General features: G+C 72.3%; 11 protein-coding genes and 1 pseudogene. 11 read left to right on the forward strand and 1 reads right to left on the reverse strand.

The features are described 5' to 3' along the window. Positions 1-25: 25 nt before the first annotated feature. The 9 genes and pseudogenes from coaA (at position 26) to FHS08_RS10130 (ending at position 8,234) form a co-directional block, all read left to right on the forward strand. Positions 26-991, forward strand: coding sequence for a type I pantothenate kinase (gene coaA / locus FHS08_RS10090; protein WP_167038579.1), 966 nt, complete (start codon positions 26-28; stop codon positions 989-991). A gap of 100 nt (positions 992-1,091) precedes the next feature. Then, positions 1,092-2,945 (forward strand): glutamine--fructose-6-phosphate transaminase (isomerizing), encoded by a 1,854-nt coding sequence (gene glmS / locus FHS08_RS10095; protein WP_167038581.1) that lies wholly within the window; start codon positions 1,092-1,094, stop codon positions 2,943-2,945. A 124-nt stretch (positions 2,946-3,069) separates the two neighbouring features. Then, a pseudogene (locus FHS08_RS10100) lies at positions 3,070-3,423 on the forward strand (holo-ACP synthase); the annotation flags it as partial. Between the two features lie 164 nt (positions 3,424-3,587). Further along, a complete protein-coding gene (alr, locus tag FHS08_RS10105; RefSeq protein ID WP_170283239.1) occupies positions 3,588-4,712 on the forward strand; it encodes an alanine racemase in 1,125 nt (374 codons plus the stop codon). Positions 4,713-4,764: 52 nt separating this feature from the next. Beyond that, positions 4,765-5,265: a tRNA (adenosine(37)-N6)-threonylcarbamoyltransferase complex ATPase subunit type 1 TsaE gene (gene tsaE / locus FHS08_RS10110; protein ID WP_167038585.1), complete on the forward strand. Its 501-nt coding sequence runs from the start codon at positions 4,765-4,767 to the stop codon at positions 5,263-5,265. 47 nt (positions 5,266-5,312) lie between these two features. Next, a complete protein-coding gene (tsaB, locus tag FHS08_RS10115; protein ID WP_167038588.1) occupies positions 5,313-5,981 on the forward strand; it encodes a tRNA (adenosine(37)-N6)-threonylcarbamoyltransferase complex dimerization subunit type 1 TsaB in 669 nt (222 codons plus the stop codon). Then, positions 5,978-6,475: a ribosomal protein S18-alanine N-acetyltransferase gene (rimI, locus tag FHS08_RS10120; RefSeq protein ID WP_167038590.1), complete on the forward strand. Its 498-nt coding sequence runs from the start codon at positions 5,978-5,980 to the stop codon at positions 6,473-6,475. Before tsaB ends, rimI begins: the two co-directional genes overlap by 4 nt. Then, positions 6,472-7,548, forward strand: coding sequence for a tRNA (adenosine(37)-N6)-threonylcarbamoyltransferase complex transferase subunit TsaD (gene tsaD / locus FHS08_RS10125; protein WP_167038592.1), 1,077 nt, complete (start codon positions 6,472-6,474; stop codon positions 7,546-7,548). Before rimI ends, tsaD begins: the two co-directional genes overlap by 4 nt. Further along, positions 7,545-8,234, forward strand: coding sequence for a DUF4190 domain-containing protein (locus tag FHS08_RS10130; protein WP_167038595.1), 690 nt, complete (start codon positions 7,545-7,547; stop codon positions 8,232-8,234). The genes tsaD and FHS08_RS10130 overlap by 4 nt, the downstream gene beginning before the upstream one ends. 30 nt (positions 8,235-8,264) lie before the next feature. Here FHS08_RS10130 and FHS08_RS10135 read toward each other — a convergent pair whose 3' ends face one another. Beyond that, complete coding sequence (locus FHS08_RS10135; RefSeq protein WP_167038597.1) at positions 8,265-9,461, reverse strand: THUMP-like domain-containing protein; 1,197 nt, start codon at positions 9,459-9,461, stop codon at positions 8,265-8,267. 197 nt (positions 9,462-9,658) lie between these two features. On the opposite strand from FHS08_RS10135, the gene groES reads away from it, so the two are divergent. Then, positions 9,659-9,955, forward strand: a complete 297-nt coding sequence (gene groES / locus FHS08_RS10140; protein ID WP_167038599.1) for a co-chaperone GroES — start codon at positions 9,659-9,661, stop codon at positions 9,953-9,955. A 145-nt stretch (positions 9,956-10,100) separates the two neighbouring features. Further along, positions 10,101-11,030 carry an EamA family transporter RarD gene (rarD, locus tag FHS08_RS10145; RefSeq protein WP_167038601.1) on the forward strand — a complete coding sequence of 310 codons (930 nt, stop codon included), beginning with the start codon at positions 10,101-10,103 and terminating at the stop codon, positions 11,028-11,030. Positions 11,031-11,193: the final 163 nt, after the last annotated feature.

Below are 11,193 nucleotides of genomic sequence, written 5' to 3' on the forward strand. Positions count from 1 at the left end.
GACGGCGCCCGGTACGATGGGCGCGATGTCCCACGCCGCCATCCCGGAGGAAGACGCCCGCGTCTCGCTCAGCCCGCAGCTGTATCGCGAGATCGACAGGGCCGAATGGTCGCGCCTCGCCGCCGACATGACCCAGCCGCTGACCGAGACCGAGGTCGTGCAGATCCGCGGTCTCGGCGACCGCCTCGACCTCAGGGAGGTGGGGGAGGTCTACCTCCCCCTGAGCCGCCTGCTGTCGCTCTACGCCGAGACCACCAAACGCCTCGGCGCCGACACGAGCGCGTTCCTGCACGAGCGCGACACGACGACGCCCTTCGTCGTCGGCGTCGCGGGCTCGGTCGCCGTGGGCAAGTCGACGATCGCGCGCCTGCTGCGCGAGCTCATGAGCCGCTGGCCAGGGACGCCCCGCGTCGAGCTGGTCACGACCGACGGCTTCCTCTACCCGAACGCCGAGCTCGAGCGCCGCGGTCTCATGCTGCGCAAGGGCTTCCCCGAGTCGTACGACCGTCGCGCGCTCGTGCAGTTCCTGTCCGACGTCAAGAGCGGCGCCGACGAAGCCCGCGCACCGTTCTACTCGCACATGCGCTACGACATCGTGCCCGACGCCCACATCACGGTGCGCCGCCCCGACGTCGTCATCGTCGAGGGGCTCAACGTGCTCCAGCCCCCGCCGACGCCCAACGACGTCGCGGTGAGCGACTTCTTCGACTTCTCGGTCTACGTCGACGCCGACTCGTCGCACATCACGCAGTGGTTCCTCGACAGGTTCCTCGCGCTCAAGCGTGGCGCGTTCGCGAACCCGTCCTCGTTCTTCAACAGCTTCGCGCATCTGAGCGACGACGAGGCCACGGCATTCGCGCGGGGCGTGTGGGACTCGATCAACCTCCCGAACCTCCAGGAGAACGTCCTGCCGACGCGGCACCGGGCGACCCTCGTGCTGCAGAAGGCGGCCAATCACGCGGTGGAGCGCGTTCTGCTGCGCAAACTGTAAACAGCGGGATGCCGCGGCTCAGCATCCTGCTTCATCTGTGGCTCGAGACCCGGATGTTTGTTCAGACTCCTATCGAAACCGCTCGCCTAGCATGGGACGCATGTGCGGAATCGTCGGATACGTCGGCCCCAGGCAGAGCCAGGGCATCCTCCTGTCGGGGCTGTCGCGGCTCGAATACCGCGGCTACGACTCCGCGGGCATCGCCGTCATCGACGGCGACGGCGACCTCGGCATGCGCAAGCGCGCCGGCAAGCTCGCGATCCTCCGAGACGACCTCGCCGACCACCCGCTCGCCGACGGCACGACGGGCATCGGCCACACGCGCTGGGCGACGCACGGCGGCCCGACCGACGCGAACGCGCATCCGCACCTCGCAGACGACGACAAGCTCGCCGTCATCCACAACGGCATCGTCGAGAACTACGCGGCGCTCAAGGCCGAGCTCGTCGGAGAGGGCTACGAGTTCCGCAGCGAGACCGACACGGAGGTCGCCGCGGTCCTGCTCGGTCGCGAGTACCGCGCGAACGGAGGCGACCTCGTCGCCGCCTTCCGCACGACGGTCAACAAGCTCGAGGGCGCGTTCACGCTGCTCGCACTGCACACCGATCACCCTGGCCTTGTCGTGGGGGCACGCCGCAACTCGCCCCTCGTCATCGGCCTCGGCGAGGGGGAGAACTTCCTCGGCTCGGACGTCGCGGCGTTCGTGGAGCACACGCGCAAGGCGCTCGCGATCGGCCAGGACGAGATCGTCGCGATCCGCCCCGACAGCGTCGAGGTCACCGACTTCTCCGGCGCCCCCGTCGAGGTCGAGCCGTTCGACGTGACGTGGGACGCCTCCGCCGCCGAGAAGGGCGGCTGGTCGAGCTTCATGGCGAAGGAGGTCTCGGAGGAGCCCGACGCCGTCGCGAACACCCTCCGCGGACGCATCCGGGACGGCGCCGTGTCGATCCCCGAGCTCGACGGCCTGGACGACCTGTTCCGCGACATCTCGCGCGTCGTCGTCATCGCCGCCGGAACCGCGGCCTACGCGGGCATGGTCGGCAAGTACGCGATCGAGGCGTGGGCGCGAGTGCCCGTCGACGTCGAGCTCGCCCACGAGTTCCACTACCGCGACCCCGTCATCGGCCCCGACACGCTCGTCATGTCGATCTCGCAGTCCGGCGAGACGATGGACACGCTCATGGCCGTCAAGTTCGCCCGCGAGCGCGGTGCCCGCACGCTCTCCATCTGCAACACGCAGGGCGCGACGATCCCGCGCGAGTCCGACGCGATCGTCTACACGCACGCGGGGCCCGAGGTGGCCGTCGCGTCGACGAAGGCGTTCGTCGCCCAGATCACCGCGCAGTACCTCCTCGCGCTCCACATCGCCGCGATCCGCGGAACGCTCTCGGCGACCGAGATCGCCCAGCACGTGCTCGAGCTCGAGGCCGTGCCGGAGAGGATCCAGCACATCCTCGACACGGAGCAGGCCCGCATCGAGCAGCTCGCGCACTGGATGGCCGACACGAGGTCGGTGCTGTTCCTCGGCCGGCACGTCGGGTACCCCATCGCGCTCGAGGGCGCGCTCAAGCTCAAGGAGATCTCGTACATCCACGCCGAGGGCTTCGCGGCGGGCGAGCTCAAGCACGGGCCCATCGCGCTCATCGAGCCGGGCCAGCCCGTGTTCGTCATCGTGCCCTCCCCGCGCGAGTCGGCCCTCCTGCACTCCAAGGTCGTCTCGAACATCCGGGAGATCCATGCCCGCGGCGCCCGTGTCATCGCGATCGCGGAGGAGGGCGACGCCTCGGTGCTCCCCATCTCCGACGAGGTGCTGCGCATCCCGCTGTCCGGCCCCATGTCGCAGGCGCTGCTCGCGGTCGTGCCGCTGCACATCTTCGCGATGGGCCTCGCGACGGCGAAGGGCCTCGACGTCGACCAGCCCCGCAACCTCGCGAAGTCGGTCACGGTCGAGTAGCCGCCGCGGCGTCGCAGACCCCGCGCGATAGTGTGACGGATGCCGCGCCCGTGGGCCCGCGCGTGCCGAGGCCCCGCGGACCGCGACGCGTGCACAGGGCGTGCGGAGCATCCGGGAGGAATCCATGATCGTCGGGATCGGCGTCGACCTCGTCGACATCCCCCGCTTCGAGCGCACAGTCGAGCGCACGCCGCGGCTGCTCGAACGGCTCTTCTCGCCCACGGAGCGCACGCTCAATCCGCGGTCGCTCGCCGCGCGCTATGCCGCGAAGGAGGCGCTCATCAAGGCCCTCGGCGGCTCGGACGGCGTGCACTGGACCGAGATCGAGGTGACCCCCGAGGCATCCGGTCGCCCGTGGTTCACCCTCACCGGCTCGACGGCGGCCGTCGTCGCCGACCGGGGCATCACGACGCTGCACCTGTCGATGTCGCACGACGCGGGTCTGGCGACGGCCTACGTCGTCGCCGAGGCCGCGTCGGACGCGGTGCCGACCGCGGCCCGGGCTGAGGCGCCGAGTCCACCCTCGCCCGCCGACTCCACCCTCCGCCCCCGTGACCCGGAGGTGGACTCGGCGCGGGATGGTGGACTCGCGAACGTGGACGGGTTCGGACGAGCGGCGCCGGGCGCGGGGGAGGGCGGCGCATGAGCCGCATGCCCGACGGCGTGCTGCGCGAGGCCGTCGTCGACGTCGGCGCGATCTCGGCGAACGTGCGGCAGCTGCGCCGGCTCACGGCATCCGAGGTCATCGCCGTCGTCAAGGCGGACGGATACGGGCACGGCGCCGTCCGCTCCGCCGTCGCGGCGCTCGACGGCGGAGCCACCCGTCTCGGCGTGGCCGACATCGGCGAGGCGCTCGCGCTGCGCCGCGCGGGCATCACGGCGCCGATCCTCGCGTGGCTGCACGCGCCGAGGACGTCCTTCGCCGAGGCGGCTGCCGCGGGGATCGAGCTCGGCGTCTCGAGCTTCGACCAGCTGCTGCGGGCGGCGGCCGCGGCATCCGTCGACCGCCCCGTCGGCGTGCACCTCAAGCTCGAGACGGGCCTCGGGCGCAACGGCATCGCGCCCGAGGACTACCGCGTCGTCTTCGCGGAGGCCGCGCGCCTCGAGCGCATCGGCAAGGTCCGCGTCATCGCCCTGTTCAGCCACCTCTCGAACGCCTCGGCCGACGACGACCGCGAGGCGCTGCGCGTGTTCCGCGACGGCATCGCGGCGGCCGCGTCGGAAGGGCTCGCCCCACCGCTGCGGCATATCGCGGCATCCCACGCGGCGATCGCGCTCCCGGAGTCACGCCTCGGGTGTGTGCGCATCGGCATCGCGATGTACGGGCTCTCGCCGTTCGACGACCGTTCGGGCGCCGATCTGGGCCTGCGCCCCGCCATGACGCTGCGCGCTCCGGTCGCGGCCCTGCGGCGGGTGCCTGTGGGCCACGGCGTGTCGTACGGCTACACCTACCGGACCCCCCGTGAGACGACGCTCGCGCTCGTGCCGCTCGGATACGCCGACGGAGTCCCGCGGAACGCCTCGGGCGCGGGTCCGGTCTCGATCGGCGGCGCGCGGTTCACGGTTGCGGGCCGCATCGCGATGGACCAGTTCGTCGTCGACGTCGGCGACCACCCCGTCGCGGTCGGCGACGAGGCCGTCCTCTTCGGCGATCCGACGCTCGGCGTGCCGGGAGCGCACGAGTGGGCGGATGCCGCGGGCACGATCGGCTACGAGATCGTGACGCGCATCGGCCCTCGCGTTCCCCGCAGGCAGGTGTCGGGATGACGGCGGGAAGGCCGCGGCGCCCGCTCGCGTTGCGCTCCACGTGGACACGCGCATGACCGGCATCGACCCCCTCGTCGGGACGCACGAGATCACCTCGCCCGACGAGATGGAGGCGCTCGGCGCACGCATGGGCGGGATGCTGCGCCCCGGCGACCTCGTCGTGCTGACGGGCGCGCTCGGGGCAGGAAAGACGACGCTCACGCGCGGCATCGCGGCGGGACTCGGCGTCCGCGGCCCCGTGCAGAGCCCGACCTTCGTGCTCGCGCGGACCCACCCGTCGCTCGTGGGCGCGGCGCCGCTCGTGCACGTCGACGCGTACCGCCTCGGCTCGGCGGTCGAGCTCGACGACCTCGACATCGACTGGGACGGCTCCGTCGTCGTCGTCGAGTGGGGCAGGGGGCTCGTCGACGCCGTCGCGGACGCGTGGTGGGAGGTCGAGCTCGACCGCGAGTGGAACGGGCGCGGCGTCGACACGGCGTGCGGCACGTACGGCCACGGCGAGGATCTCGACGCCGACACGCCTCGGCTGGTCACGATCTCACGGCGGCCGTAGGGCGGCGACCGGGCCATCCTCGGGCGCGCCCCGATACCCTGGGTGACGTGATCCTCGGCATCGACACCTCCCTCGGCACCGCCGTCGCGGTCGTCGAGGACGACGGCGTCGTGCGGGCCGAGATCTCCAGCGACGATCCGCTCGGCCACGCCGAGGTGATCGGCTCGCTCCTCGAGCGGGCGTTGGGCGAGGCCGCCCTCGGGCCGATCGGCGCGACGTCCGCGCCCGACGCGGTCGCCGTCACACGCGTCGCCGTCGGCATGGGCCCCGGGCCGTTCACGGGACTGCGGGTCGGGATCGCGGCGGCGCGCGCGTTCGCGCTGGGGCGCGGCATCCCGGTCGTGCCGGTCGTGAGCCATGACGCCGTCGCGCTCGACGTGCTGCTGCGGGATCCGTTCGCCGACGTGCCGCGCTTCGGCGTCGTGACCGATGCGCGGCGGCGCGAGTTCGCGTACACCGTGTACGACGGTCTCGACGACGACGGCCTGCCCGTGCGGGCGACCGAGCCTGCGCTCATCCCGCGCGACGGCATCGACGAGCGCCTGGCCGAGCTCGGCGCCCAGCGCCGCGACGCGCACGCGGTCTCGGCGGCCATGATCGCGCTGGTCGCGGCCCGCGCGCTCGCTGCGGGACGCGAGATCGCCCCCCACGACGCCCTCTACCTGCGCTCGCCCGATGTGACCCCGTCGGCCGGACCCAAGCGGGTGGGCACATGACCCTCCGCCGTGCGACGCCCGACGACCTGGGGGCGATCATGGCGATCGAGCGCGCCTCGTTCCCGACCGACGCGTGGTCGGACGCCATGATGCGCGAAGAGCTCGCCTCGCGCCACAGCCACTACCTCGTCGACGAGGAGGCGGGCAGGCTGCTCGGCTACGGGGGACTGCGGGCGCCCGCAGGCGCGAAGGATGCCGACATCCAGACGATCGCGATCGCGGAGCACGCGCGCGGTCGCGGGCGCGGTCGCGCGCTGCTCGAGGCGCTGCTGGGCGAGGCGTCCCGCCGCGGCGTCCACGACGTGTTCCTGGAGGTGCGTGCCGACAACCCCGTCGCCGAGAGGCTGTACGCGTCGGAGGGCTTCGTCGAGCGGGGGCGGCGTCCGCACTATTATCAGCCGGACGACGTCGATGCGATCGTCATGAGCCTCGGCCTGGCGGGATGGGCGGCTTCCCGTCTCGCCTCGGCCGATGATGCGGGGGTGTGCACATGAGCGAGCCCCTCGTGCTCGGCATCGAGACGAGCTGCGACGAGACCGGCATCGGGATCGTGCGCGGCAGGACTCTCCTGAGCAACACGATCGCGAGCAGCATGGACGAGCACGCCCGCTACGGCGGCGTCGTGCCCGAGGTCGCGGCGCGCGCGCATCTCGAGGCGCTGCAGCCGTCGATCGAGGCGGCGCTCGCGGAGGCGGGGGTCTCGCTGCACGACCTCGATGCCGTGGCCGTCACGAGCGGCCCCGGCCTCGCGGGCGCCCTCATGGTCGGCATCGGCGCGGCGAAGGCGCTCGCCGTCTCGCTCGGGAAGCCGCTGTACGCCGTCAACCACCTCGTCGGTCACATCGCCGCCGACACCCTCGACACGGATGCGGGGCCTCTCGAGTACCCGACCGTCGCGCTGCTCGTCTCCGGCGGGCACACGTCCCTCCTGCTCGTGCGCGACCTCACGACGGATGTCGAGCTCCTCGGCGAGACGATGGACGACGCGGCGGGCGAGGCGTTCGACAAGGTCGCGCGCATCCTGGGCCTGCCCTACCCCGGAGGTCCCGAGATCGACAGGGCCGCGGCATCCGGCGATCCCGACGCGATCCGCTTCCCCCGGGGCCTCTCGCGCGCGAGCGACCTGGCCAAGCACCGGTACGACTTCTCGTTCTCGGGCCTGAAGACGGCCGTCGCGCGGTGGATCGAGCAGCGCGAAGCCGCCGGCGAGGACTTCTCGGCCGAGGACGTCGCGGCATCCTTCCGCGAGGCGGTCGTCGACGTGCTGGTGACGAAGGCGCTCGCCGCGTGCGTCGACCACGACGTGCCGCGGCTGCTGCTGGGCGGGGGCGTCATCGCGAACCGGCGTCTGCGGGAGGTCGCGCTCGCGCGCGCGGCCGAGCAGGGCGTCACGGTGCGCATCCCGCCGTTGTCGCTGTGCACCGACAACGGGGCCATGATCGCGGCTCTCGCGTCCGAGCTGATCATGTCGGGCCGCCGCCCCTCGACCCTCGCGTTCGGCGCCGACTCGACGCTCCCCGTGACCGAGATCCAGGTCGCGCAGGAGCGGGAGGAGGATGCCGCGTGAGTGACCCGACCCGGCCGTCCGATCCCGCCGAGCCGCCGCCTGCCGGACCCTCCGAGCCGCCGGCGGCACCGCCCGCGGCCGGCCCTGCCGAGCCCCCGGCGGCACCGCCCGACGCCGGGTCAGCGCCGGCCAATCAGGATGCCGCCCGGGAGTTCGCGAGCGAGCGGGCGGCGCCCGCTCTGGACGCCGAACCCACGCCGCGGCACGAGCCGGCGCCCGACACGGCCATGCTCGCCGCCGACGTCGTCTCGCACGCGGGCACGGCCGCGGCATCGCCCGAGGTCGCCGCCTTCGCCATGGAGTCGGGGCTTCCGGGCGAGCACCGCGGCGGCTTCGCGCGGCTCCCGACGGCGCCCGTGGGCATCACGTCCGAATCGGCCGAGCCGTGGGCGGACGACGCGGGCGCTCCGACGCTCCTGTGGGCCGTCCCCGAGCGCGCCGCGCCGCGCCGCGGCCTCGCCGGGTGGGCCCTCGCGTTCTCGATCGCGGGGCTTCTAGCGTCGCTCTTCGTCGGATGGGGCTTCCCGATCGGGATCGTCGGCGTCGTGTCGGCGATCCTCGCGCTGCGCCGCCCGATCGAGAGCAGGGGCGTCGCCGTGTGGGCGCTCGTGCTCGGCGTCCTGTCGATCGTGTACAGCGCGGGCTGGCTCCTGTTCGCCGCGATGCAGGCGGACGTCTTCGGCTGATGCGCACCCCTCGCCGCGCGGCGGCGGGGATCAGGAGGCCGCGACGCGGTCGGCGAGCAGCGCGACGCGCTTGGCGCCGATGCGCGTCAGGATGAGCGTCGCAGACGCGTCGCCGCGGAGCTTGAGCTTCGTCCGCAGCGCAGCGGGGTCGACATCCACTCCGCGCTTCTTGATCTCGAGGGTCCCGATCCCGCGGTCTCGCAGCGTCTTCGCGAGCGCCTTCGGGTCGGCGGGCACCACGTCGCGCACCCGGAACGACTGCACGAACGGGCTCGTGAGCGGCGCGTCGGACGTCAGATAGGCGATGCGCTCGTCGAGCATGCCCGCCTCGAGGGCGCGGGCCACCTCGCCGATGAGCCGTGCCCGGATCACTGCTCCGTCCGGCTCGTGCACGTACGCGCCGAGGTCGCGCCGCGGCTCGTCCTCGGCATCCGCCGCCGCCGTCAGCTCCCACGCCGCGTCGCCGCGCACCACCAGCGCAGACCGGCGGACGCCTGCGCGTGCGAGCGCGCCCGACCACAGCACGAGCTCGATCGTCGAGCCGTCGGCCGACACCCATTGGGCCTCGACGTCCGCGGGGATGAGGTCGCGATCGAGACCGGGGCCGAGCTTCACGCCGGCCGGGGTGCGCGTCGCGAGATCGAGGACCCAGTCCAGACGCGGCGACCAGTCCTCGGGGCGGGTGCGGGAGGTCTCCGAGTGCCCCACCGTGCGGCGCGCGGGATCGAGCCATACGGAGTCGACGTGGGAGATGTCGGATGCCTCGGCCGTCGCATGCCGCACGGAGACCACGTCGCCGAACGGCGCGAGGTTGTAGGCCGCGATCGCGGCGGTGACCTCGTCGGCCTCGACGGCCTCGACCCGCAGCCCGATGCCCGCGAGTCCCATGGCGTCGCCGCCGATGCCGCATCCCAGATCGGCGACCGATGTGAGCCCGGCATCCCGGAAGCGCCCCGCGTGGCGCGCCGCGATCTCCAGGCGCGTCGCCTGCTCGAGCCCCGCCCGCGTGAAGAGCATGCGCTGCGCGAACGTGCCGAACTTGGCCTGCGCCCGCGCACGCAGCCGCGACTGGCCCACGACGGCCGATACGAGGTCGGGGGAGTGGCCCGCCGCGCGCAGCCGCGAGACGACGCGCGCGACATCCGCCGCCGAGTCGACGGGAGGCAGCTCGTCGAGCAGCCGCAGGCCGTCGGGGGTGAGCAGCGCTGTCAGCTCGGCCATCTCCATCCGGACAGCCTACGGTCCCCCCTCTCCGGGCCCGGAGACACGGCCTCGCTGCGCCGTGGGAGGCTCCGGCGCCGATGTGTCACAATCCGTTGGCACTCACGTTGCATGAGTGCCAACGCATTGCCTAGACTGGATCAGCACTCTCCCCGTTGGAGTGCTAACGAGTCTTGAGTCTCAAGGAAAGCAGAGGTAGACCCGTGTCGGTTTCCATCAAGCCGCTCGAGGACCGCATCGTCATCAAGCAGGTCGAGGCCGAGCAGACCACCGCGAGTGGCCTCGTCATCCCCGACACCGCCAAGGAGAAGCCCCAGGAGGGCGAGGTCGTGGCGGTCGGCCCCGGCCGCATCGATGACAACGGCAATCGTGTCCCGCTCGACGTCGCCGTCGGCGACCGCGTGCTCTACAGCAAGTACGGCGGGACCGAGGTGAAGTTCGGCAGCGACGAGTTCCTCGTCCTGTCGGCGCGCGACGTCCTCGCCGTCGTCGTCCGCTAGCCGGAACGGCTTCGAGAAGGGCCCGGATGCCTCGGCATCCGGGCCCTTCCCCATCCCCTGCGACTGGCAGGAATCGGGCGCAGGTCGGCAGATCGCACGATGCCGGCGGCGACCGGCCTCGTCACGACCGTCCTAGGCTTGACCTGTGACACCTGCCGAAGCCGCCCGCGAACAGACCCTCGGCGGCCTCTACGCCTTCATCGCGTACTTCCTGTGGGGGTTCCTGCCCCTCTACTTCCTCGTCCTCGCTCCCAGCGGGCCGTGGGAGGTCGTCGCGTGGCGGATCATCCTGTCGCTCGCCTTCTGCGCGATCCTGCTGACGCTCACGCGGTCGTGGGGCAAGCTCTTCGCGATCCTGAAGCAGCGCCGCCTCGTCGTGTGGACGATCGTCGCGGGCGCGCTCATCTACGTGAACTGGCAGGTCTTCCTCATCGCGACTCTGACGGGTCACATCGTCGAGTCGAGCCTCGGGTACTTCATCAACCCGATCGTGACGGTGCTGCTCGGCGTGCTCGTGCTGCGCGAGCGCCTGCGTGCGACGCAGTGGATCGCGCTCGGCTTCGCGGCGGCCGCCGTCCTCGTGATCGTCATCGGCTACGGCGCGTTCCCGTGGATCGCGCTGACCCTCGCCTTCACATTCGGGTTCTACGGACTCGTCAAGAAGCAGATCGGTCCATCGGTGGATGCCGTGTCCGGCCTCACGCTCGAGTCGCTGTGGCTCGCGCCGATCGCGATCGTCCAGCTCGTCGTCGTCGGGATCACGACGGGCATCACGATGGGTCAGGTCAGCACGGGGCACACGGTGCTGCTGCTGCTCGCGGGAGTCGCCACCGCGACGCCCCTGCTCTTCTTCGCGGCGGGCGCGCGCCGGGCTCCGCTGACCGTCATCGGACTGCTGCAGTTCGTCGCGCCGATCCTGCAGTTCGTCATCGGCGTGTGGGTCAACAGCGAGCCGATGCCCCTGGAGAGGTGGATCGGCTTCGGCCTCGTGTGGGTCGCGCTCATCGTGCTGACGACGGACTCGCTCCTGCACGCGCGTCGCCAGCGCGCGGCATCCCTCGCCTCGACCGTCTGACCCGCTCGCGCTCGCTCTCCTGCGGCGAGCACATGATCCGTCTCGGGGTCCGGCCTCCTCCCGCGACTCCATGCTGTGACGCCGAGTCCATGGCGTTGCTTCGCGGACTCGGCGTGGATTCGGCGAGACGGCATGGAGTCGGCGGGAGTCGGCGGGAGTCGGC

Origin of the sequence: Microbacterium ulmi, assembly GCF_011759705.1 — a bacterium.
Classification (GTDB): domain Bacteria; phylum Actinomycetota; class Actinomycetes; order Actinomycetales; family Microbacteriaceae; genus Microbacterium; species Microbacterium ulmi.

Excerpts from the sequence above, each read along its gene's own strand:
- coaA (WP_167038579.1), top strand. The coding sequence starts at position 26 with ATGTCCCACGCCGCCATCCCGGAGGAAGACGCCCGCGTCTCGCTCAGC.
- glmS (WP_167038581.1), top strand. The coding sequence starts at position 1,092 with ATGTGCGGAATCGTCGGATACGTCGGCCCCAGGCAGAGCCAGGGCATC.
- alr (WP_170283239.1), top strand. The coding sequence starts at position 3,588 with ATGAGCCGCATGCCCGACGGCGTGCTGCGCGAGGCCGTCGTCGACGTC.
- tsaE (WP_167038585.1), top strand. The coding sequence starts at position 4,765 with ATGACCGGCATCGACCCCCTCGTCGGGACGCACGAGATCACCTCGCCC.
- rimI (WP_167038590.1), top strand. The coding sequence starts at position 5,978 with ATGACCCTCCGCCGTGCGACGCCCGACGACCTGGGGGCGATCATGGCG.
- tsaD (WP_167038592.1), top strand. The coding sequence starts at position 6,472 with ATGAGCGAGCCCCTCGTGCTCGGCATCGAGACGAGCTGCGACGAGACC.
- FHS08_RS10135 (WP_167038597.1), bottom strand. The coding sequence starts at position 9,461 with ATGGAGATGGCCGAGCTGACAGCGCTGCTCACCCCCGACGGCCTGCGG.